Consider the following 23,152-nt stretch of genomic DNA (forward strand, 5'->3'; position numbering starts at 1 on the left):
GGCAAACGACGCAAGAAATCCTGGCGATCAACCCTTTGCGGGTCCCTCACGGTATTCGGCGGGGCCCGTATCGAACACCTCGCGAAACGCGCGCACGAACGCGCCGCGGCTCGCATACCCGGCGTGCCGTGCCACCTGATCCAGCGACAGGTCGCCGGCGCGCAACTGGGCGGCCGCCTGGCGCATGCGGATGTCGCGCAGCACCTGCATCGGTGACTGGCCGAGCGCGGCCGAAAAGCGCGCCATGAACGCCGAGCGGCTGAGGATCGCTGCATCGGCAAGACTGGCGACGGTGTGCGGCGCACCGGGGCGGGCCACCATGTCGGCGAAGGCGCGCGCGATTTGCGGATCGCCGAGCAGCGCGAATCGCTCCATCCACAGTGCGTTGGATTTCAGCGACCGGCGCACGAGCGCGACGATCACCTGTTTGAGCAACGCGCCGGACATTGCGCCGGCGCCGATCTCCTGCGCGACGAGCTCATCGAACGCCGTGCGCAGATAAACGTCGAGCCGGTCGGAAGCTTCGAACTGCTCGACGATCGGCGTCGACAACGTCCCGAACAGATTGATCGACGCGCCGAAAGACGCCTTGAAATAGCCGCAGATCATGACGGTCATCGGTTCGGCATTCCCCGCGCGGAAGCGACTGATCGAATCGACGACCTGTTTGTGCTCGCGTCCAGGCACCACGGTCGGCGCGATACCCGCCTGGTTTGCCGGGACCTCGAGCTTCAGTGAATGACGCGGCGGCACGATCAGCAGCGTGTGAGGTTTGAGCGGCACGGTCTCGGCGCCTGCGATGTGCAGGCGCCCCACGCCCGAGAGGATGTAGTGGATGCCGGGCGCGTCGTGGCCATCCAGTTCCAGCATGAATCCCTGGCTGACCAGGCACTCGGAAAGCCCCAATACCTGAATGTCGAGCAGGGTGATCAGCTCGTTCAGATTGCTGGGTGATAGACGTGGCGACGAAATTGCTTGTGAAACAGGCATGGGTCATCCGCGGGAAGTGGGGCAATCAACAGATGTTTGAGCGTGGCCGATGATTGTCGCAGGTTTCCGGTGAACGCAATCGTGTGCAGCAGGCGGCAGAGCCGCGCCTGCACTCGCCAGGCGGCGAGTGGAGTGAACGCACGGACGTCGGACTGAACCATACGGACACCCCCAAGTGTGGCGTGAGAGGCTTTTCCAGAAGCCCGACTACACCCTGATTTACGTGTCTTTCTTGCTGAAGTGGGTGCCCGCTGCCTTCACACGGTGAAGAGGAGCGCAAATGGAAAACAAACTTCATACCACAGAGAGCCGGCTATCCGGCCCACGTCTCGAACCGGAACTGATGCGTGCGAAAACGCGGCGGATACCTCGCGCGCCGCTATGCAAGGCTCGAGCGCTTCTGTTCGTGGCCTTGTCGTGCTTCCTGAGCACGGCGCTTCCGGCGCAAAAGTCAGTATCCGCCGATGCCAGCCCGGCGAGCACGCCGGGCGCCAAGGCAGCTCAACACAGCCATCTCGATCGCTCCGGCAAGTCCCGCAAGGGCAAGGCCTCGTATTACGGGCGGGAGTTCTATAAGAAGGAGATGGCCGACGGTACGCCGATGAATCCGCAATCCAATGCCGCCGCAAGCAAGACGCTACCGCTTGGCACCAAGGCCCGGGTCACGAATCTGAAAAACGGTAACAGCGAGGTGGTCGAAATCAGGGATCGCGGTCCCTATGTCAAGGGTCGAATCGTCGACCTGTCGCCCAAGACTGCGGATAAGCTCGGGTTGAAAAAAGATGGCGTGGCCCCCGTCGAGGTCAAGCCGGTGGAAGTTCCGCAGGCCGACGGTAGCGTGAAGCCGGGCGCAGGTGTACAGGAAAGCGAGCGCGGCAGGACGTCCGCAGAGTTGCAGGATAGCCATTCCTTGCGTTGAACCTTGCATTGAATGGACTGCACGATGACAACGGACGCTTCCCATCGTTCGGCTTGTCAGAAGGCTTCGTGAGCGGACGTTTGCCCGCATCGACGCAATGCCGGGAGATGGCGCGCGGTTGGTGCCGCCTTATGCGGGTGGGCAACTCATCGACTTAATATGCAAGCTCTGACAGGGATACGATTGAGGCAGCTGCGGGATCCCCGCCGCACTCAGATTCGAATCGCCACCAGTCGCGGCGCAGCCGGCGAGCATCATCGCCAGACTCGATATGACCGCGACGTGACTCCACACAGTAGATCGCATAGGTGCTCGACACAACAGGAACGGGTTGCGGTAGGGGATTTGCTTCGCGAACGCTACAGGCCTGCTGTCGATCTTCAAGGTCTGGTCACCGAAAGGTAAGCCGCGGCCTCTTCGATCTGCGTGTCGTTCAACGTCGCCGCGACGGCTGTCATTGTTCCCGGCGCCGGCGGTTTCCCCTTCGCGCGCGCCTGAAATTCGTGTAGCCGCGCAACGACAAATGCCGCCGGTTCACCCGCGATGCCTGGAAAGCGCGCGCCATTGCCTTTACCGCCGGCCCCGTGACAGCTGAAACAGGCGGGAACGTTGGATCCCGCACCCATCTCGGCGAGCTGCTTTCCGGCGATCACCAGACTCTGCTGCGGCGGCGTGCCTTCGGCAAGGGGTGGATTCTGCCTGGAAAAAAAGTTGGCGAGTTCGTGTATTTCGCTATCGGAAAGATTGAGTGCGACCGTCTGCATGACAGAACTTGCACGGGTGCCCGCCTTGAACATTGACAACGCATGCGCGAGATAATCCGCATTCTTGCCGGCAAGCCGCGGCCCACCGGTGGCGGTGCCGGCGCCCAAGGCGCCGTGGCACGCCACACACGTTGCGATGGAGGGCGCCGTCGCCCCCGCGGCCATACCTTGCGCATTCACTGCGGACTGCGCATGACAGGTGCCGGCGAAACCGACGAGCGCGGCAATCGAAAGCGAACGCAAGCCGTTGCGCAGCATGTTGGTAGAACGTGGACTGATCATCATGGTCTTCCCGATATCCTCCGGACAAGCGTCCGGTGAACGACGCTGTGAGGCGATTCTGCGGAAATGATTCTGACCAGCGAGCGACGAAAGAATTACGGATTTGTTATCTAAGGCGATGGGCCTGTCTGCCGCCCTCACGCGTCGCTCGAATGCCCATAAAGCCAAACAGCCAGTGGCGCGCGATTCCATTGCATAGAATCAGGTTACGCGCAGAACGCTTTCGGGCAACACGACCGCAGTCGCGTTCGCGGTCGAGCTTGCGCGTATACAACGCGATTCGTACTAATCGTAAGGAGAATCGTCATGGCGACCTATGTGGTTCTTGCGCAATTCACCGATCAGGGCATACGCAACATCAAAAACAGCCCGCAACGGGCCGGTCAGGCGGCGGAGTTGGCCAAGACCTTTGGCTGTGAAATGAAAGAGATCTACTGGACGGTAGGCAAATACGACATCGTCACGGTCATCGACGCACCGGATGAGCAAAGCTTCGCGGCATTCGGCTACGCGTTGGGGTCGGCAGGCAATGTCCGCACGCAAACGCTGCGTGCGTTCACGAAGGACGAATGCAGCGCGATTATCGGCAAACTTCCATAAAACGAGCAGTCATCTGACACGTGAGCCGTTCTCTTTCCGCGACTCTTTCTCAGGAGATCACAATGAACGCAAAAGCAAACGACAGCGAAGACGTCCGTGCATTCGTTCAAACGGCCGAGCAGGCCGGCGAGTTTGTCTGGGTCATTACGCTGGTCGACTTCGGGGCACAAAAGGTCAAACGGTCGATGGTTTCGGACGACACATTCGCCATGCGCGCCGCGGCTCAGGACGCCGGCGAAGCCTATCTGAAGGGGCTGACGGAAGACCGGTAGCGAGGCGGGCAGGCGCCTTGTCTTCGCTCGCGGACAGACTAAAGTTGGACCAAAGGCAGAGGGCCGCGAGAGGAGGAAGCCAATGTCCACCACGCCACAAGCTGCGGCATCGCCTCTCACGGTGTCTGTCGAAGCAGGTCGCTTCCACGTCGATCGGCCAGCAAGCGCGAACGATGTGATCGACCTGGTGCGGCAAAAGAATATCCAGATCGTCGATCTGAAGTTCACCGACTTACCCGGACTCTGGCAGCACTTCTCGATCACGCTGCCTGAGGTTCATCCGGACCTGTTCGACGCCGGCATCGGCTTTGACGGCTCGTCGATCCGCGGCTTTCAGGAGATCCACGAATCGGACATGCTGCTCAGACCCGATCCGGCGACCGCTTTTGTCGATCCGGTTTGTGACACGCCGACTCTGTCGATCATCTGCGACGTCGTCGACCCGATTTTGCAGCAGCCCTATTCACGCGATCCGCGCTATGTGGCGAAAAAGGCGGAAAACTATCTACGCCAAACCGGCATTGCGACCACTTGCTATGTCGGACCCGAACTCGAGTTCTTCATCTTCGACTCGATCCGCTTCGGTCAGGACCAGCATTGCGGCTTTTACTATGTCGAGTCGTCCGAGGGCGACTGGAATACAGGTCGTGACGAGGGCGCGTATGGTGGCGGCAATCTCGGCTATAAACAGCGCTACAAGGAGGGCTATTTCCCGGTTCCGCCTCACGACACGCTGCAGGAAATCCGCTCGGAGATCGCGTTGACACTGCAGCAGGTCGGCGTGCAGATCGAAGTGCACCACCATGAGGTAGCCACCGCCGGCCAGAACGAAATCGACATGCGGTTTGCCACGCTCACGCGCATGGCCGACAACGTGATGATCTACAAGTACGTTTGCAAGAACGTCGCGCGCCGGCATGGAAAAGTGGCAACTTTCATGCCGAAGCCGCTGTTTGCCGACAACGCGAGCGGTATGCATTGTCACCAAAGCCTGTGGAAAGACGACGAGAATCTCTTTTACGACGCGAACGGCTGGGCGCTGACTTCCGACCTGTGCCGCTGGTACATTGGCGGCTTGCTGCAACACGCGCCCGCGCTGATGGCTTTTTGCGCCCCAACCACCAATTCATACAAGCGTCTGGTGCCGGGCTACGAGGCGCCCGTCAATCTCGCGATGTCGCAGCGCAACCGTTCGGCAGCGGCGCGCATCCCGATGTATTCGGCTTCGCCGAATGCGCGGCGCGTCGAGTTTCGCTGTCCGGACCCGTCGGCCAATGCGTACCTTGCTTTCGCGGCGATGCTGATGGCCGGTCTCGACGGGATTGAGAACAAGACTGATCCGGGCGATCCGCTAGACCGCAACATCTACGACCTTTCGCCCGAAGAAGCCCGCAACATACGGCAGGTTCCGGGCTCGCTCGACGCGGCGCTCGCAGCGCTGGAGGACGACACCGCGTTCCTGCGCAAAGGCAATGTTTTCACCGACGACGTGCTGCAGACCTGGATCGACTACAAGCGCAAACACGAGATTGAGCCGATCAAATTGCGTCCGCATCCCTGGGAGTTTTACCTGTATTTCGATATTTAAACTGAACATTCGGGACCGGACATAACGAGGCGGGCAGGCTTCGTTTTGACGATACGCAGTGCCTGTGAGGCGAGGGTGACTATACTCAAAGAGGCCGCCTCCGATTCAGGTTCACCGGGTTCAGGTGGTAGAGGCGCCGCGCAGGATTTCAACGCGAGCCGGCCGGGCCGCGGGGGAGAAACGTATGTTCAAGCATCTGCTGGTGCCGACCGACGGCTCGACGCTTTCCGAGGCCGCCATTCAGATGACGGTCACGCTCGCCGTGGAAAGCGGAGCCAAAGTCACGGGCCTCCATGTCATTCCGGAGTTTCATGTCCTCGCTTATGGCACGGAAATGATCGCGGACAACGAGGATCGAATCATTCAGGCCGCGCGACAGCGTGCGGACGACTACCTGGAAGTTATCAAAAAAGCCGCTGCGCAAGCCGGTGTCGAGTGCAATATAGTTGCCACGAGCCGCGCCCATCCTTATGAGGCGATTATCAGCGTTGCAGCAGAGCAGAACTGCGATCTCATTGTCATGGCGTCGCACGGTCGAAGTGGCATGCGGGCATTTTTGCTCGGCAGCGAGACCCAGAAGGTCCTGACGCACAGTCAAATCCCGGTTCTCGTCGTCCGGCAGTCGACGCCAGCCGGCGCACATCCAGGGCGATAGTCCGGCTCGTAGCCGAACGGGTGCGTCGGCCCGGAAGTGTACGAATGAATTGAATCGGAATCCTTATATAGGATCCGGCATTCGCGCTACGGGAGCGGTTCTTAACTCGTGTGGCGCCGTACCGTCACCCCTTGCGGGCGGCGACTCGTTGTTGACGTAAAATCCTCACAAAGTTCAATACAGTCGGAGACTTTTCGCGTTGCCGATGAATCAACGCGATACCCGTCGACAGCGGATTGCCCCGCAGCGCGTGATACGACACGCTTTCGACCTGGATCTGCCGGATCGATGCGGGAACCACCGCAACGCCGAATCCAGCCGCCACGAGATTGGCCGCCGATGAGATCTGCGGCGACTCCATGCCGATCGAAGGCGCGAAGCCGGCTTCGCGGCAGGCGCCGATGATCGAGTCATACAAATCCGGGCCAATGGGACGTGGAAAAAGGATGAACGGATCGTTTGCAAGATCCGCCAGATCGATGCGCCGTCGCCGGTTCAAGCGATGATTCGCCGGCAACACCGCCAACATGTCTTCGTCGACGAGCGGCTCGACAATCAGCTCCCGGCAGTTCAGCGGCATGCGCACCAGGGCGGCATCGATCTGCCGCTCGGCGACTTTATCCAGCAGCAGCGAACTGTTGCTCTCCTCGCAGCTGATCGACACGCGCTCATACGCATGGCGGTAGCGCTGCATGGTCATCGCGACCGCAGGATGAAACACCGTCGAACCCGCGAAACCGAGCGAAAGCCGCCCGGTCTCTCCGCGTCCCGCGTTCTGCACCTCGACGAACGCCTGCTGCGCGTCCTCGACGATGCGTCGCGCGCGTTCGCGAAAGAGCCGTCCTGCCTCAGTCAATTCGACGCTACGCGGATGACGGATAAACAGCGGCGTGCCGATTTCCCGTTCGAGCTTCAGGATCTGCTGGCTCAACGGTGGCTGGGCGATGCCCAGATGAGTCGCGGCATCGGTGAAATGCAGGTGTTCGGCGACCGCGAGGAAGTATCGCAATTGGCGAAATTCCATATGTTTTTCGTCTCCAAATAGCGACTTCAAGATATTGGACTAATGGCCGGACTGATTTTAACCTTCGTGTCAATCCGATGCGCTCAAAGGTCGCAGCCGAATTCGCTGGACCCAGGCGACGCGCGTCGCGCCCAACGCCTCACGAGGAGAAATCGATGTCAGCAGCGCACACACCATGGGTAGCCGCCCGGTCCGACGTGGCTCACACGTTGATTGCGGAGTTACGCAGCATCGTCGGCAAGAAACATACGTTGACCGATGACGCCGCAACGCGCCGCTTCCGGACCGGCTTTCGTTTTGGCGGGGGCAGGGCGCTCGCGGTGGTGCGGCCAGGCACGATCGTCGAGCAATGGAAAGTACTGCAGGCATGCGTAGCGGCGAACATGATCGTGATCACGCAGGCGTCGAATACGGGCCTCACTGGCGGCTCGACGCCCGATGGCGACGACTATGATCGCGACATTGTGATCGTCAGCACGAGCCGCATGAAGAAGGTGTTTGTGATCGACGCAGGCAAGCAGGTCGTCTGCCTGCCCGGCGCAACGCTCGACCAGTTGGAAAAACCGCTGAAGCCTCTTGGCCGGGAGCCGCACTCGGTGATTGGCTCGAGTTGCATCGGAGCGTCGGTATTTGGTGGTGTCTGCAACAACTCGGGCGGTGCGCTGGTGCAGCGTGGCCCGGCGTATACGGAAATGGCGGCATTTGCGCAGGTCGATGAAACGGGCAAGCTGCACTTCGTCAACCATCTCGGGATTCAGCTCGGTGAGACGCCCGAGGAAATTCTTGGCCGGCTCGAGCGCGGCGAGTTCTCGGATTCCGATGTCCGGCACAACGTGGGCGCCGGGTCGGATCACGGTTATGCGAGCCATGTGCGTGAGGTCGATGCCGACACGCCGGCGCGCTTCAATGCCGACCCGCAGCGTCTTTATGAAGCGTCAGGCTCGGCTGGCAAGCTGATGGTGTTCGCAGTGAGGCTCGACACGTTTCCGATCGAACAGAACGCCAAGGTGTTCTATGTCGGCACGAACCATCCCGACGAACTCACTGAGGTCCGCCGCCACGCGCTGCACGACTTCAAATTCTTGCCGATCTCGGGCGAATATCTCCATCGCGACGCTTTCGACGTCGCTGAAGAATACGGTAAGGATACTTTTCTGGCGATCAACTATCTCGGCACGTCGCGGCTCCCCGCGCTGTTCGGACTAAAGAGCCGTTTCGACGCGCTGTTCGATCGTCTCGGCTTTCTCCCTTCGCATTTCACCGATCGCGTCATGCAGGCCGCGAGCCGGCTGTTCCCGAGCCATTTGCCGCCGCGAATGAAACAGTACCGCGACAAGTACGAGCATCACCTGATGCTGAAGGTCGCCGCCGAGAGCGTCGACGAAACCCGCGCGTTCCTCTCCGGCTACTTTGCGAAGGCGACGGGTGGTTATTTCGAATGCACCGATGAGGAGGGCAGGAAAGCGTTCCTGCATCGCTTCGCCGCCGCCGGCGCCGCGGTTCGCTATCGCGCCGTGCACACCCGCGAGGTGGAGGACATCGTCGCGCTCGACATCGCACTGCGCCGCAACGAACGCGACTGGATCGAGACGCTGCCGCCCGACATCGAGGAATCGATCGCCATCAAGTTGTACTACGGCCACTTCCTGTGCCACGTGTTCCATCAGGATTACATCGTCAAGAAGGGCAACGACTGCCTCGATGTCGAACACAAGATGTGGACGCTGCTGGACCGCCGCGGCGCCGAGTATCCGGCGGAACATAACGTCGGCCATCTTTACGGTGCGAAGCCCGAGCTTGCGACGTTCTATCAACAACTCGATCCTTGCAACTGCTTTAATCCAGGGATCGGGCAGATGTCGAAGTTCCGGAACTATCGGGAAGCGGCGGTCTAGCGGAACACTGCCATTGCGGAGCGCCCGCGCGCTTCATTGCACGGCACGCTGATTTCGCAAGAGATCGTGGAAAGGCTGAAATTCTCGACGGGGCGCGCCATAGAGCGCGCGCCTCGCCTCGCCATATCAAAGGTGGTAATAGCCGTCGCCAACGGAATTCTGCAGCACGCCGTCGACGTAAACGCCCACGGGATCCCCGTCGGCCGATGTCAATATTGCGCCGTTGGCATGTTGGCCGATGAGCTTCATGCGGCCTCCGTGAACTTCGGCCATCGCCTCGCGGTCCAGGTCAATGGACGTGGAAAGGTCCATGATCGTTAGTGCTTTCATGATGCGCTCCTTAGGTGAGTAGAGGATGAGGACTGGACGAGCGGCCGGACGCTTGCAGGAACAATGCATATGTCGTGCCATCGCGCGGGTTCGCGCTGGCTTGTCCATCCAACGGCATCGGAGTGAGGCGCGGTGGGCTAACGGCCGCCACCTGAATTGATTTCAGTTGCCCGCACGCCAACACTGCAGTAGCGACGAGAGCTACAACGTCGCGTGCGAGCGTTGGCGGGGGCGGCCCGCGGCCAGTACAACAGCGCGAGCAGGATGTGATGAACCTTTGGCCGTCTATTTCCTGACCGCGGGCTCCACGGAAATCGCAAGGGCCTCGGTGTACACGGCCTCCACCTGATCGCCCTTTTTGATGTTGGCGAACTGGTCGGGGTCCTGCACCAGCAGGTCCAGTGTGTTGCCCTTTGGACCTTTCAACGTGACGGTCCTGTTTTTTGGATTGACGGCAATGACATTAGCCACGATTTTCACTTCCCGGCCTACGGTGCCACCGGGCTTGCCGCCAGCGGGTGCGCGCTCCATCGACGGGCGCTCTTCGGCCGAACTAATGCCGTCGCCTCCTTTCTTCAGGTTCAGGCTAAGTGCTTCACGATAAACGACTGTGACGATGTCGCCAACCTTGAGCTGGTCAAAGTTGCGTGCCTCGTCCCCGACTTCCACCTCGACGACCTTGCCGTTTTTGCCCTTTAGCAGGACAGTTCTTGTCTCGCGATCAATGTCCTGCACAGTGGCCGTCACGCTCCTCGTTCCCTTGATGGTGACCGAGCCAGGCGCTCTCGTCACTTGCGTGTCGGCTTCCTGCTGTGCCCATGCCGCGGGCGCCACGGCCACCAAGGCGGCGATGACGAGAATTTTTGCGTTCGTCATGAACTGCTCCTTTGAGACGCTAAGGCTTCGTTGGTAGCGGACCGGCCGTGCGCGGATCGCGTTGCGTGTGTGGATTACGCGCCCCCCGGGGAAGGCGCTCGCCTACACACGTGAATCGTCCTTGCACAAATCATGTCCTGTGAGCTGGCATTGCATGTTGCGCGGCCTGTAGGATCGCTCATTCATCAACTATCGTCGCGAGGCGGGCGCCTGGCAATAGGACCTTAGGCCAATGGTTTCTGCCCGGAAGATCTCGGCGGGACATCTCTCACGCGGCTCATGGTTGCTTTGAGCGATGGCCGGCAAGGCCTCAAAAGCGCAAGCCTACTCCGGCTTCGATCAGATCCGTGTCGCGGTCGTAGCGCGTGACGATGCGGTTCCATGTGATGCGTGTGAGCCAGTGCTGGCCGAGCCGGTAACTCGCTGATACGGCTACGAGCGCCGAGACGCGGCCGTCGCCGGTGCGGTTTTGCGGAAGGTCATCGTTCTGTGTGATGGAGACATAGGGCCCAACGCCGATCGACAGCGCGAGTTCATCGTCGAAGAAAGCGCGGGTCGCCCAAAATTGCGCGGCAATACCGTCGCGGCGCGACTGGATTTTCCCTCCTTTGGATGTATGAGGCCGTCACATCCACATAGCGCCACATCCCGCGCCGGTATTCGAGACTTCCGGCATTGGCCGACTCGGAGTTGTCGCTGTTCAGGATCGTCTTGCCGAACATCGCGGCGACTTCGTTATTCGTCACCTTCGTTGTCCGTGGTATCGGGCGCTGTCGCGGACCGGGCTCGCCCTTGGCTTCGAGTTGATAGCCGATGCCGAAGTGGCGCAGACGCGTTGCGTGCAAATGTATCCGTTATGCCTTGTGGCGAAACACCGTCACGTTGCCTTGAGGTCGGATTCAACCGGTGGATACAATAGTTTGCTGGAATCGGCGGTTGTACATGTTCATCAACCCTTTCGCGATAGTGAGCGCTGGCGCAACCTGGGTGTAGTCGAGACGTTGCATGTCACTGTCCATGTTGTTTAACAGGTGTGGTCAAGACGTGATCGTCGGTATCGACGACGATCGGGGCGAATCAGACGGTCTCGGTCTCGCGACGATGGGTCGTCGCGCGGTGCTGTATGCACGGCGGTTTCATGCAACGATGCGCGGCTTCGGCGAACAGGAACGCGATGGCAATCAGCGCGGCCGCAACCAGACTCAGGTACTGCCCGCCGATCGACTCGAGCACCGCACCGCCAAGCACGCCGGAGCAGGCAAGCCCGATGTATGTCGCGGTATTGTTGAGGGCCAGCAGCAGGGGTGCCACGCCCGGCGAGAGCTGCACGAGCCGATGTTGTTGCGGGACGATGAGCCCCCAGCCGCATATGCCCCAGATCGTGAGCGCAACTGCAGTGCTGAATGCATGCGCGGATGTCCACGGCAACGCACAAAAATTGATGATGGCAAGCCATAGCATCGCATTGATGATGTTGCGGCTCTTGAATCGGTCCACAAGGCGGCCGGATAAGAGGTTCCCGGCCGTCGCCGCCACGCCCCACAGCAAAAACATCCCTGCGAGAATGCGTCCGTCGCCGTGCGTGACACGCTGCAGCACCACGCCCGCATACGTGTACACCATGAGGAACCCACCAAAGGCGAATAGCGAAGTGAGCAAGGTGAGCGCGATCCGCACATCGCGGACCGGCGCAAGCCGTTCTCGCAACCGGACGGATGCAGGCCGGGGAACTGATGGCAGCATCGTCCAGACGCCGATCATCGCCACCACCCCGAGCAGCGTGACGAACCAGAGAGTCGTTCTCCAGCTTCCGAAACCGCCGATAAACGTGCCGATCGGCGAGCCGAGAGCGGTCGCTCCCGTCAATCCGGCTGTGACCGCAGCCAACGCTCGGCCGCGTTTTTCGGGCGGGGCAAGCGCAGAAGCAACGCCCAATGCAGTAGGCGAGAACAAAGCTGCGCCGAATCCCGACAGAGCCCGGCTAAATAAAACCCAGTGCAAGTCCGTAGCGATCGCGCTGAGCATGTTGCCGGCGACGAAAATACCGAGCGCGGAAACCAGCAGAAGCTTGCGCGGCCAGCCGCCCGCCAAAGCCGCCATGACCGGGGCAGCCAACGCGTAAGTCAAGGCGTAAAAGGTGACCATCAGCCCGGCGAGGCTGACGGATGTATTCAGCGATGCCGCGACGCCAGGAAGAATACCGGCAACCACGAAGTTGTCGGTACCCATTGCGAACATGCCCACGGCCAGTATCAGTAGTCGACGGTCCATACGAAAGCTCTTGCGATAAGCGGTTTGAGGTTGAGTCCAAAGACGCGCGGCGCGCTTTGACTGGCACGCGATCGCGGTGTCCGCCCGGCCGGCTTTTTGCGCCGGAGCGGTATGGGTAGAGAATAAGCGTCGTTGACCATGTCTCAAATGTCATATATACAAGCGATTCAGGACATGACCTCGGCGCGCTATGCACACGATCGGCTTCGTTGTATTTCCGAATTTCTATCTAATGGGCTTCGCGGCGGTCACCGCCTTTGAACTGGCGAACGTCGTGCTCGCAGAGCAGGCATACCAGGTGACGGTTCTGTCCGAAGAGGGCGGGCTTGTATTGTCCTCGGCGGGTATCCGTGTAGAAACGCAGCCTTTCGGCGACGCCGCGTTCGACACCGTCATGTTTGGCTCCGGCGTCGAGATCGACATCGTCTCTGCCGCATTGACAGCCTTCGTCAGGCGCGCGCTGAGCACGTCGCGGCGCATCGCGGCACCCTGCACGGGCGCTTTTATCCTGGCTGAAGCAGGGGTGCTGGACGGTCGACGGGCGACGACACATTGGCGCTTCGCGCACGATCTGCAGTGCCGTTTTCCCGAGATAGCCGTCGAAGAGGACCAGATTTTCATCGTCGACGGACCGATCTGGACATCGGCAGGCATGACAGCCACGATCGACATGGCGCTCGCCATGATCGAGAAGGATCATGGTCAGGACGTATCACGCGCGGTCGCCCGCAAGCTCGTCGTTTATCATCGCCGCGCCGGCGGGCAATCGCAGTTCTCCACGTTGCTCGACCTGGAGCCTAAATCCGACCGGATCCAGAAAGCGATCGACCATGCGAACGCCAATCTGCGCAATGCCTTGACCGTCGAGGAATTAGCCGACGTCGCGGGCCTCAGCCCACGCCAGTTCAGCCGGGCGTTCAGTGCTGAAACGGGCCAATCCCCGGCCAAAGCCGTTGAACATTTGCGAGTGGAAGCCGCGAGACTATTGCTGGAAAAAGGGCGTTTATCTCTGGATGTGATCGCAGACGAAGTCGGCTTCTCGGATCGGGAGCGAATGAGGCGCGCGTTCCTGCGGACCATTGGGCAACCGCCCCAAGCGGTCCGTCGCTCCGGCAGGGACACCCGTGGGCCGACTGCGCGCGACCACCAATAACCGTGCGCTCGTTGCCGTCAACCTCGCGTTTGGTCGAGGCCGCACGGCATCCGGTCACAGCTTCTTGCGAAACGGCAAGCGATGCCTGTCCACGACGCTCTGATCTGTTTGCGCGTCGCAGCGATTATTTACAGCAAGTTAACGGCGATTTGGCTAACCTGATGACAGACAATGCACAGGAGCCGTCATGAGTCGCGCGCTGGTTGGTCTACGGACTCTTCTTGGACTCGGCAAAACTCAGCCCCATGACCGCTCGCGGTCCGCGCCAGGCCGCAATGTGATGATGCGGGTCACCCTGGACGCCCAGCACGCCACGCCATTGCGCCAGGCGCTGATCCGAGACTGCGGCGATCAGCAATGGACCATTCGCGTCGCGCCGCTGCACGGAACGGGCCGCGTGCGGCTATCGCTCTACCTACCCAAAGACGCAGTCAACGGAGCGATTCAACGGCTCGCGCATCTGGCGCCGGCCGCCGAGGTGGGGCGGCTGCTTGAAATCCCCGAGGCGCCGACGGACGCCTGGCGGGATTTGATGGATGGCGAGCCGTTGCCGCGCGCCGACTCGCCCGCCAACGGCATCGAAGCGGTTGAAAAAGGGGACACCCTTGCGCAACTGCTTACACCGCATCATGTTCTGCTCGGCCTTGACGTGGCTGACCGGGAGACACTTTTCGCGCAGTTCGGCCGTTTCTTCGAACGGCACTATGGGTTACCGGCAACGGGCGTGGCTGCAGGGCTCGCGGCACGCGAGGCGCTAGGCTCGACAGGCCTCGGCCAGGGCGTAGCCGTGCCGCACGGTCAAATACGATTGCTGCGCCAGGCCATGGCTTTTTACGTTCGTCCCGCGAAGCCGATTCCGTTCGATGCCCCCGATGGCAAACCGGTGAGCGACGTGGTCGTCCTGCTCGTCCCGGAATGGGCAAACAGCACGCACCTGCGGCTGCTGGCCGATGTCGCACAGCGCTTCTGCGACCACCGGTTCCGCGAACTGCTGCATGGCTGTCTCGATGCGGGAGCCGTGTGCCAGTTGTTCGCAAGCTACGAGGAGGCGGATCGTGCGGAGCGCGGCATTTCGCACGGCGATCCCGCCCGTCACGACGGTGCGGCGGGCAAACGGGTCCGCGCGCACGGCTAGCATCGTTCCCGGGTCTCTTCCGGGTTGCCGAACACCTGGTCGATTCCGGCGCGGTTTATGCCGTCGCCGTGTCCTGAGCCGCGCCTTCGTCCTCGGATTGCAGTCCATCAGATCAGGCCGGCGTATTGCGCCAGGCCATCCTCTTCGCGAAGGTCCTTTCCGGCTTGTCATGTGGTAGCGCGCCGACGCGATGTCTCTGATCACGCGAGCGGCGTCGATCTCCTTGTATTCGTTCACCAGCCGATAACACAACGAATCTGATTGAGCTTGCAACGACCTCGGGGCATCGGACGCTAAAATAAAACGTAGCGCCGGTCTTCTGCGTGAAACCGATTGTCCGATCCCGATCTATCAACGGCAGGCAACCATGAACACTCACTATGCGTGTTTCGTTCGCCCGGCAGTGGCTGCAATTTGCGTGGCTTCGCTTGCAACGCTCGTCGCGTGCGGTGGAAATACCTGCATTAGCCTCGGCGGGTGTGTCAGCGGAAATAGCGTGCCCGACGTCACGCTATCCGGGACGGCCGCCACCGGCAAGGCGCTCGCCAGCGCGGCGGTCAGCGTCAGTTGTGCTCAGGGTTCGGGCTCCACCCTGTCGGACGGCGGTGGGCACTACACCCTCACGTTCAACGCCGCGCTTCCCTGCATCCTTACCGTGACCTCCGGCGGCACGAGCCTGCATTCGCTCGCATTTGCCGGCGGCACCTTCAATACGACGCCAGAGACCGAGTTGATGCTCGTCTATCTCGCTTCTCAACTCGGCACCACCGAGAGCGCTCTGATTGCGGGCTTCCCGAGTAACGCACAGTTCCAGCAAGTGCTGGCGAATCAGGCCGATGTGCTTGCTGCGCAATCGGCGGTCGTCACCAATCTGCAACAGCGCTACGGTGTCACGCTGACGGCGCCGGCGTTTCTGACGACGCCGTTTAATGTTGGGCAAGCCGGCGTCGACAGCGATCTCGACGCGCTGGCGGCAGCGGGCGCGATCGACACCAACGGCATGCCCGATCAGGCCGCCGTCGCGCTCCTGTCAGCGGCGGGGCTCGCCCATCCGCTCACAGCGGCGTCCTCATCTTCGTCCGGCGCCGGCAGCACAAGTACCGCCGCCGGCGGCATGATGTGAGGTTTGCTGCACACGGATTCGACAGATGAAAGATGAAAGATTGCTCGAGATGCGCGTCTTCAAGGCGGTCGTGGAGGCCGGCGGCTTCACCGCGGCGGCGAATCTTCTGGGGGTCAGCCAACCCTTTGTCAGTCAAAGCGTCAACAGTCTCGAGCGCAGGCTCGGCGTGCAACTGCTGCATCGTTCGACGCGCACGCAGCGGCTCACCCATGAAGGCGAGCGTTTTCTTTCGTCCTGCAACGACATTCTCGATAGCCTGGAGGAAGCGGAAGCGCAGGTCCGCTCCAGCGAGCCGACCGGCAACTTGCGCATCAGCGTGCCTCAGGCGTTTGGCATGGATCAACTGGTGCCCGCGTTGCCGGGTTTCCTGTCGTCCTACCCGAAGCTGTGCGTGCATTTTTCCCTGTCGGACTCCAACGTCAACCTGATCGAGGACAACTTCGATGTCGCGGTCCGCATGGGCCGGCTGCAGGATTCCTCTTTGCGCAGCCGAAAGCTCTGCGACCTGCAACGAATCGTCGTCGCTTCGCCGGACTATCTCGCCGCGCACGGCACGCCCGTGACGCCGCTCGGCCTGTCCAGGCACGCCTGCCTGACCTGGGAGTCGCCGCGCGAGCATCTGAACCAGTGGCCGTTCATGATCAACGGCAGGCTCGAACGCGTCGTGGTGCAGGGTAGTTTCCGCAGCACCGACGGCACGACCCTGTTCCAGCTGTGCGTGGCCGGCGTGGGCATCATGCGACTGGCCGCCCACCTTGCCTTGCCCGCGATCCGCCGAGGCGATCTGGTGCCGCTCCTCTCGGAGTACCAGGCGAAGGACGACACCGCGATCCATGTCGTCTATCTGCCCGAGCGTCAACTGGTGCCGCGCATTCGCGCCTTCATCGACTATTTCGTCGAAGTCTTCCGCGAGCCGCCCTGGCAGAAGCCCTAGGCGCCCGGCATTTATATACCGGCGTAATAAATCCTATTGTCCGGCGCGCCTAGATCGGCGCCGGGTGTTTCCTTATCGTTAGCGGCATGCGATCACCGTCAACACAGGAGACACCATGAGCACCGGCACTGGAAAAAACGATAGCAGCGCGCAGCAGGCCGAACTGCGCCGCACGATTTCGCATCCTTCGAACAATTCCATCTATCGGCCGAAGCAGGCAGGGCTGAAGTTCCCCGATCTGCCCGACTTTTCGTCCTTTGCGCAGGAGCGCCAGCATCGCAAGGAACGCCTCGTGGCCGCATGCCGCGCCTTTGCGTTGCACCATCTCGATTACGGTTTCGCCGGCCACCTCACCGTGCGTGATCCCGAGTTCCCGGAGCTGTACTGGACCAATCCGATGGCCGTGCATTTCTCCCAGGTGAAACTCTCCAACCTGATCCTGGCCGACCATACCGGCAAAGTCGTCGAAGGCAAGTACGCGCTCAACCGCGCCGGCTTCGTGCTGCATGCCGCGGTGCATGAAGCCAATCCCGACATCGTGGCGATGTGTCATGCGCACACCATCTACGGCACCGCGTTCGCGGCGCTCGGACGTCCGCTGGACCCGATCACCCAGGATGCCGCAGCCTTCTATGAAGACCATATCGTGATCAAGGACGAGGCCGGCGCAGTCGCGGTCGAGGAAGAGGCCGGGCTGTCGGTTGCCGACTACTTCAAAAACGTCAAGGCGGCGATTCACCAGAATCACGGGCTGCTGACGGTGAGCCGCCACAGCATCGAAGCCGCCGCGTTCTGGTTCATCGCGCTGGAGCGCTGCTGCCAGCAGCAGTTGCTGGTCGAGGCCACCGGCATCAAACCCGTCATGGTGCCGGAGCACAGCTCGCGCTATAGCCGCGAACATGTCGGCAGCGAATACATCGGCTGGCTGCATTTCCAGCCCATCTATGACCAGCTCGTGCAGACCAGCCCGGACATGTTCGACTGAACGGCCAGCATAGGCCGTCGCATACACAACAAGCCGCACTGGCGCGACAGTCAAGCGCGCCGGCGGCGATTCAAGGAGACAACGATGTTGAAATCCGCTTACGGCGATGTCGTCACGCCAGCCAACGCCGAGGACCGGACCTACGCCAAGGTGACGTGGCGGCTGATTCCTTTCCTCTTTATGTGTTACGTCTTCGCTTATCTGGACCGGGTCAACGTAGGCTTTGCCAAGCTGCAGATGCTGACCGACCTCAAGTTCAGCGAAACCATCTACGGCCTGGGCGCGGGTATTTTCTTTATCGGCTATTTCATCTTTGAAGTGCCGAGCAACATCGCGCTGCATCGTTTCGGCGCGCGCAAATGGATCGCCCGAATCATGCTCAGCTGGGGCGTGATTTCCGCCGCGATGATTTTCGTGAAGACGCCTACCGCCTTCTACGTGCTGCGCTTCCTGCTCGGCGTCGCTGAGGCCGGATTCTTTCCGGGCATCATCCTCTATCTGACCTACTGGTTTCCGTCCTCGCGCCGCGCAAAGATCACCGCGATGTTCATGACGGGGATTCCAATTGCCGGCGTCATTGGCGGTCCGCTGTCGGGCTGGATACTGAACACCTTCAACGGCACGGGTGGCATGGTGGGCTGGCGCTGGCTGTTCCTGCTCGAAGCGCTGCCTTCCATTATCGGCGGCATTGCCGTGCTGTTTTACCTCGACGACAAGATCAGCGCGGCGAAATGGCTGAGCGCTGAAGAAAAGTCGCAGCTCGAGAAGGGGCTCGCGAACGAGTCCGGGCACATCGAGGTGCATAGCGCAAGCGGCGCATTCACCAACCGGCGAGTGTGGGTGCTGTGCCTGTGCTACTTCGGCATCATCATGGGCCTGTACGGCATCAGCTTCTGGCTGCCCACGCTCATCAAGGCCTCGGGCGTGAACGACGCTTTCAATGTCGGCCTGCTGACGATGATCCCCTACGGCGCCGCGGCCATCGCGATGGTGCTGCTGGGACGCAGTTCGGACCGGAGCAAGGAGCGGCGCTGGCATGTGGCGCTGCCCGCCGTGATCGGCGCAATCGGCCTGGTGGCGAGCACGCTGGTGCCCCACAGCGTCGCGCTGGCTGTCGTGTCCCTCACGTTCGCCACGATCGGCATCCTTGGTGCACTGTGCCAGTTCTGGGCGATCCCGCCTGCATTCCTGGGTGGCGTGGCTGCGGCCGCGGGCATTGCGCTGATCAATTCGGTCGGCAATCTGGCGGGCTTTGTCAGTCCCTATCTGGTCGGCTGGATCAAGGATATGACGCACAGCACCGACATGGGTCTGTATTGCGTGGCAGCCTCGTTGCTCGTGGCGGCCGCCATCGTGCTGACGATGCCGAGGAGCGTGGTCAACCGTTAAGGACAAGTTGCGCGGCAGCAATGCCCGAGATGTCGAATGCAGCGGCGGCCACCAGCTTTCGTTCCGGCTAGTGGCCGCCGATTCCAGCGGCCCAACCGCTACCGGCCCATGGCCGGTGCGGTGTCTTCCACCAATGGCGCCTCCACCGACGCAACATCAGCCGCAACATGGGACAGCTTCATCATGCGCGGCTGCAAGAGCAGTGCCACGAGCCCGCTCCAGCCGGTCTGATGCGAAGCGCCGACGCCGCGTCCGTTGTCGCCGTGAAAGTACTCATGGAACAGGATGAGATCCCGCGACCGCGGGTCGGCTTGCAGCATCGGATAGGCCGCCATCGCCGGCCGCACGCCTTGTGCATCTTTGAGAAAGAGCGTGGTGACACGCCGTGCGAGGTCGTCGGCAATCTCACTCAGCGAAAAACGCTTGCCCGATCCGGTCGGGTACTCGACGCGAAACTCATTGCCGTAGTAGCGATGGAACTCATATAGCGATTCGATCAGCAGGTAGTTGACCGGTATCCAGACCGGCCCACGCCAGTTCGAATTGCCGCCGAATACGCGCGAGTCCGATTCGGCCGGCTGGTATTGAATGCAGACGTTCACGCCATCATGGTCGAAGACATACGGTGCGTCGCGATGCACACGGGACAGCGCCCGCACGCCGTGCCCGGAGAGAAACTCGGCTTCATCGAGTGCGCGGCGCAGCAGCGCGGTCATGCGCTGTCCGCGCAACAACGACAGCAGCGTGGTGTTACCCGTGCCGGGTTCGGTCCAGCGCGACACTAGCCTCGCGAGATTCGGCCGATGATCGAGAAACCACGCCAGCCGTTCGCGCAATCCCGGCAGATGGCCGTACACGCGATCCTCGAGCACGTGTACGGCGAATAGCGGAATCAGCCCGACGATCGAACGAATGCGCATCGGCACACGGGTGCCGTCCGGCAGGTGGAGTACGTCGTAGAAGAATTCGTCTTGTGCGTCCCATAACCCTGTTCTGCACCCTTCGCCGCAACTGACCGCTTCCGCGATGTACAGAAAGTGCTCGAAGAACTTCACCGCGATTTCGACGTACGCGCTGTTCGTCATCGCCAGTTCGAGTCCGATCTGCATCAGGTCGAGCGCGTAGGAGGCCATCCATGCCGTGCCATCGGCCTGATCGATGCGGCCGCCGGTGGGCAGCGGCGAAGACCGGTCGAAGATGCCCACGTTGTCGAGCCCGAGAAAGCCGCCCTGAAAGATGTTGTGGTCCTCAGCGTCCTTGCGGTTGACCCACCACGAGAAGTTGAGCAGCAACTTGTGGAACATGACTTCGAGAAATTCGTGATCGCCGACGCCGGTCACCTCGCGGTCGAGTTCGTACACACGCCATGTGGCCCATGCATGAACCGGCGGATTCGCATCGCCGAACGCCCACTCGTAGGCCGGCAATTGCCCGTTCGGATGCATATAGCGTTCCTTCACGAGCAGCAGCAATTGCTTCTTCGCGAAGTCGGGATCGATCACGGCGAACGCGACCGCATGAAATGCAAGATCCCACGACGCGTACCACGGGTATTCCCACTTGTCGGGCATCGACACGACGTCGCCGTTGCACATGTGCCGCCAGTCCGCGTTGCGGCCGTGCCTGCGTGCTCCCGGTGGATTCGGTTGCCCGGGGTCGCCGTCGTGCCAGCGCGTCACGTCGAACTGGTAGTACTGCTTCGTCCACAGCATGCCGGCGAGCGCCTGGCGCTGCACGAGCCGCGCATCCGCGTCGGGGATGTCGTGCTGAAGCGCAGCATAGAATTCGTCGGCTTCCGCCTGCCGGCGCGCGAAGAGCGCTTCCATGTCGAGCGGCACTGAACCGACAGCCGATTCGGCACGCCAGCGCAGGTACAGCACCGAGCGCTCATGAGGCGCGAAGCGCAGGCACACATGCGCGGCGGCACGGGTGCCCTTCTCGCGCCGGATTGCCTGCTCGTCGCCGTCGACGAGGTAGTCGTTGAAGCCGTCCTTGAACGGCCCCGCGCCTTCGGCGCCGAAAATACGGCGCACATTTGTTTCGTTTTCGCAGAAGATCCACTCGAGCGGCTGTTGCGCCGACGCCGTCACGATCATCGTTCCGTGCGCGGGACTGTGCGCGACGACGCGAGCGCCTTCCTCGGTGTTCGATTCCAGCGTGAGCGATGGCTTGCCGGGCTTGCCCGACCACGCCCATCTGTTGCGCGCCCAGAATTGCGGCAACACATGAAGCGTCGCGCATTGATCGGCGCGATTTTCGACGCTGACGCGCATCACGATGTCGTCGGGTGTGTGCTTCGCATATTCGACGCAGACGTCGAAGTAGCGGTTATCGTCGAACACGCCCGTATCGAGGATTTCATATTCGGGCTGATCGGCGCCGCGCCGCATGTTTTCGTCGATCAGATCCTGGTACGGGTACGCATCGTGAGGATACTTGTACAGCATCTTCATGTACGAATGCGTCGGTGTGCCGTCGAGATAGAAGTAAAGCTCCTTGACGTCCTCGCCGTGATTGCCTTGCTCATTCGTCAGCCCGAAGAGCCGTTCCTTGATGATCGGATCGCGCCCGTTCCAGAGCGCGAGCGATACGCACCAGTCGAGCGGGTCGTTGCCGAATCCAGCAATGCCGTCCTCACCCCAGCGGTACATTCGGCTGCGCGCATGATCGTGCGGAAAGTAGTCCCAGGCAGTGCCATATTCGCTGTAGTCTTCGCGAACAGTGCCCCATTGCCGCTCGCTCAAATAAGGCCCCCAACGGCGCCAGCGGTCGCGCTCCGGACCATGGAGCCGGACACCTTCCGTCGACTGGAGAAGATTGATTGCGCGTAGCGGTGGCATGGAACCTCCCGACCCGACATCGACCATCCGACATGTTCAGTACCGTAATGATAGGCGCCATCGCGCTGTAACGCGTGAACCGCGGACCAGCCCTGTGTTGCATACTTACGCGAATCACACACTGCCGGAAACATCGACATGGTTGCGAACCTTGCACGCTCCTGGCTGACCTGCAGCACACCCGTGGCCGCGGCACAGGCCGCTGGCCGCCCGCTCGTGGCGCTTGAATCGACCATCATCGCTCACGGCATGCCTTACCCGGAGAATGTCCGCACGGCACGCGAAGTGGAGGCCTCGATCCGTGACCTGGGCGCCGAGCCCGCCACGATCGCGCTGATCGATGGGCGAATCCGCATCGGCCTGTCGGACGACGAACTGGAACTGCTCGGCCGCGCGGACCACGTGCACAAAGTCAGCCGCCGCGACCTGCCGGCTGTGCTGGCCGGCGGCGGGCTCGGCGCCACGACAGTGGCCGGCACGATGATATGTGCCGCGCTGGCGGGCATCGAGGTCTTCGTCACCGGAGGCATTGGCGGCGTGCATCGGGGCGCGCCGGAAACGTTCGACATCTCGGCCGACGTGCAGGAACTGGCGAAGACCTCCGTGGCGGTGGTCTGTGCCGGTGCGAAGTCCATCCTGGACATCGGCCTCACATTGGAATACCTGGAGACGCACGGCGTGCCGGTACTCAGTTGCGAGCAAGACAATTTCGCTGCGTTTTACACGCGCGACAGTGGCTTCCGCTCGGACTTCAGGCTGGACGACCCGGCGCAGCAGGCACGCTTCATCCGCACCAAGTGGGACCTGGGCCTCGTGGGCGGCGTGATCTTGAGCACGCCGGTGCCGGAACCGGCAGCGATGAGGTTCGAAGAGATCGACGCGCTGACCCAGCAGGCGCTCGCCGAGGCCGCGGCGCAAGGAATCACCGGTAAAGCCGTGACACCATTCCTGTTGGCTCGCATCAAGGCGCTGACGGGCGGGCGCAGTCTGGCGACAAACATCGCGCTCGTGAAACACAATGCCGAGGTGGGGGCAAGGCTGGCGCTGGCGTTGGCACACGCAGGGCGCGGGGCGGACGCGGCGTAGCCGCCTGAGCGTCTCGGCCATCGAACTCCCGCATCCGGCGA

The 23,152-nt window shown here is 61.5% G+C and carries 21 protein-coding genes; 13 read left to right on the top strand and 8 right to left on the bottom strand.

Translation table 11 applies throughout. The features are described 5' to 3' along the window. Window positions 1-27 precede the first annotated feature (27 nt). Window positions 28-990, bottom strand: coding sequence for an AraC family transcriptional regulator (locus tag ACQKRQ_RS14110; RefSeq protein WP_408311435.1), 963 nt, complete (start codon window positions 988-990; stop codon window positions 28-30). A gap of 280 nt (window positions 991-1,270) precedes the next feature. Between ACQKRQ_RS14110 and ACQKRQ_RS14115 the strand changes: the two genes are divergently transcribed. Beyond that, complete coding sequence (locus ACQKRQ_RS14115) at window positions 1,271-1,909, top strand: septal ring lytic transglycosylase RlpA family protein (protein ID WP_427477630.1); 639 nt, start codon at window positions 1,271-1,273, stop codon at window positions 1,907-1,909. A 380-nt stretch (window positions 1,910-2,289) separates the two neighbouring features. On the opposite strand, the gene ACQKRQ_RS14120 is transcribed toward ACQKRQ_RS14115, so the two are convergent. After that, window positions 2,290-3,147 carry a c-type cytochrome gene (locus ACQKRQ_RS14120; protein ID WP_427477632.1) on the bottom strand — a complete coding sequence of 286 codons (858 nt, stop codon included), beginning with the start codon at window positions 3,145-3,147 and terminating at the stop codon, window positions 2,290-2,292. Window positions 3,148-3,261: 114 nt separating this feature from the next. Between ACQKRQ_RS14120 and ACQKRQ_RS14125 the strand changes: the two genes are divergently transcribed. The 4 genes from ACQKRQ_RS14125 (at window position 3,262) to ACQKRQ_RS14140 (ending at window position 6,070) form a co-directional block, all read left to right on the top strand. Next, window positions 3,262-3,555 (top strand): GYD domain-containing protein, encoded by a 294-nt coding sequence (locus ACQKRQ_RS14125; protein WP_168793996.1) that lies wholly within the window; start codon window positions 3,262-3,264, stop codon window positions 3,553-3,555. 62 nt (window positions 3,556-3,617) lie between these two features. Continuing rightward, window positions 3,618-3,827: a hypothetical protein gene (locus ACQKRQ_RS14130; protein ID WP_132374516.1), complete on the top strand. Its 210-nt coding sequence runs from the start codon at window positions 3,618-3,620 to the stop codon at window positions 3,825-3,827. Between the two features lie 82 nt (window positions 3,828-3,909). Next, a complete protein-coding gene (gene glnA / locus ACQKRQ_RS14135) occupies window positions 3,910-5,415 on the top strand; it encodes a type I glutamate--ammonia ligase (RefSeq protein ID WP_427477635.1) in 1,506 nt (501 codons plus the stop codon). A gap of 184 nt (window positions 5,416-5,599) precedes the next feature. After that, entirely contained in the window at window positions 5,600-6,070 is a 471-nt protein-coding gene (locus ACQKRQ_RS14140; protein WP_132374518.1) for a universal stress protein, read from the top strand. Window positions 6,071-6,194: 124 nt separating this feature from the next. Here ACQKRQ_RS14140 and ACQKRQ_RS14145 read toward each other — a convergent pair whose 3' ends face one another. Then, complete coding sequence (locus tag ACQKRQ_RS14145) at window positions 6,195-7,094, bottom strand: LysR family transcriptional regulator (RefSeq protein WP_427477637.1); 900 nt, start codon at window positions 7,092-7,094, stop codon at window positions 6,195-6,197. Window positions 7,095-7,249: 155 nt separating this feature from the next. Between ACQKRQ_RS14145 and dld the strand changes: the two genes are divergently transcribed. Beyond that, on the top strand, window positions 7,250-8,989 hold the full coding sequence (dld, locus tag ACQKRQ_RS14150) for a D-lactate dehydrogenase (protein WP_427477639.1): 1,740 nt from the start codon (window positions 7,250-7,252) through the stop codon (window positions 8,987-8,989). A 126-nt stretch (window positions 8,990-9,115) separates the two neighbouring features. Here dld and ACQKRQ_RS14155 read toward each other — a convergent pair whose 3' ends face one another. From ACQKRQ_RS14155 to ACQKRQ_RS14170, 4 genes are all read right to left on the bottom strand, one after another. Then, window positions 9,116-9,319, bottom strand: a complete 204-nt coding sequence (locus ACQKRQ_RS14155) for a hypothetical protein (protein WP_427477641.1) — start codon at window positions 9,317-9,319, stop codon at window positions 9,116-9,118. A gap of 285 nt (window positions 9,320-9,604) precedes the next feature. Next, window positions 9,605-10,195, bottom strand: a complete 591-nt coding sequence (locus ACQKRQ_RS14160; protein WP_427477643.1) for a hypothetical protein — start codon at window positions 10,193-10,195, stop codon at window positions 9,605-9,607. A gap of 533 nt (window positions 10,196-10,728) precedes the next feature. After that, window positions 10,729-10,941 (bottom strand): hypothetical protein, encoded by a 213-nt coding sequence (locus ACQKRQ_RS14165; protein WP_427477645.1) that lies wholly within the window; start codon window positions 10,939-10,941, stop codon window positions 10,729-10,731. A 331-nt stretch (window positions 10,942-11,272) separates the two neighbouring features. Continuing rightward, window positions 11,273-12,466 carry an MFS transporter gene (locus ACQKRQ_RS14170; protein WP_427478330.1) on the bottom strand — a complete coding sequence of 398 codons (1,194 nt, stop codon included), beginning with the start codon at window positions 12,464-12,466 and terminating at the stop codon, window positions 11,273-11,275. Window positions 12,467-12,656: 190 nt separating this feature from the next. Between ACQKRQ_RS14170 and ACQKRQ_RS14175 the strand changes: the two genes are divergently transcribed. The 6 genes from ACQKRQ_RS14175 to ACQKRQ_RS14200 all read left to right on the top strand — a co-directional run bounded on the left by ACQKRQ_RS14175 (window position 12,657) and on the right by ACQKRQ_RS14200 (window position 19,185). After that, window positions 12,657-13,619 carry a GlxA family transcriptional regulator gene (locus ACQKRQ_RS14175; RefSeq protein WP_427477647.1) on the top strand — a complete coding sequence of 321 codons (963 nt, stop codon included), beginning with the start codon at window positions 12,657-12,659 and terminating at the stop codon, window positions 13,617-13,619. 187 nt (window positions 13,620-13,806) lie between these two features. Then, window positions 13,807-14,754: a PTS sugar transporter subunit IIA gene (locus ACQKRQ_RS14180; protein WP_427477649.1), complete on the top strand. Its 948-nt coding sequence runs from the start codon at window positions 13,807-13,809 to the stop codon at window positions 14,752-14,754. 367 nt (window positions 14,755-15,121) lie between these two features. Further along, the gene (locus ACQKRQ_RS14185) at window positions 15,122-15,877 is read left to right on the top strand and encodes a hypothetical protein (RefSeq protein ID WP_427477651.1); all 756 of its coding nucleotides are present in this window, start codon (window positions 15,122-15,124) and stop codon (window positions 15,875-15,877) included. 25 nt (window positions 15,878-15,902) lie between these two features. Beyond that, window positions 15,903-16,811: a LysR family transcriptional regulator gene (locus tag ACQKRQ_RS14190; RefSeq protein WP_132374527.1), complete on the top strand. Its 909-nt coding sequence runs from the start codon at window positions 15,903-15,905 to the stop codon at window positions 16,809-16,811. A 115-nt stretch (window positions 16,812-16,926) separates the two neighbouring features. After that, a complete protein-coding gene (locus tag ACQKRQ_RS14195) occupies window positions 16,927-17,796 on the top strand; it encodes a class II aldolase/adducin family protein (protein ID WP_427477654.1) in 870 nt (289 codons plus the stop codon). An 84-nt stretch (window positions 17,797-17,880) separates the two neighbouring features. Continuing rightward, a complete protein-coding gene (locus ACQKRQ_RS14200) occupies window positions 17,881-19,185 on the top strand; it encodes an MFS transporter (protein WP_427477656.1) in 1,305 nt (434 codons plus the stop codon). 98 nt (window positions 19,186-19,283) lie between these two features. Here ACQKRQ_RS14200 and ACQKRQ_RS14205 read toward each other — a convergent pair whose 3' ends face one another. After that, window positions 19,284-22,025: an MGH1-like glycoside hydrolase domain-containing protein gene (locus ACQKRQ_RS14205; protein ID WP_427477658.1), complete on the bottom strand. Its 2,742-nt coding sequence runs from the start codon at window positions 22,023-22,025 to the stop codon at window positions 19,284-19,286. A gap of 138 nt (window positions 22,026-22,163) precedes the next feature. Between ACQKRQ_RS14205 and ACQKRQ_RS14210 the strand changes: the two genes are divergently transcribed. Next, the gene (locus tag ACQKRQ_RS14210) at window positions 22,164-23,111 is read left to right on the top strand and encodes a pseudouridine-5'-phosphate glycosidase (RefSeq protein WP_427477660.1); all 948 of its coding nucleotides are present in this window, start codon (window positions 22,164-22,166) and stop codon (window positions 23,109-23,111) included. The last annotated feature ends 41 nt before the right edge of the window (window positions 23,112-23,152 follow it).

The sequence above is a fragment of the Paraburkholderia sp. NPDC080076 genome, from assembly GCF_050281145.1.
In the GTDB taxonomy this organism is placed as follows: Bacteria; Pseudomonadota; Gammaproteobacteria; order Burkholderiales; family Burkholderiaceae; genus Paraburkholderia.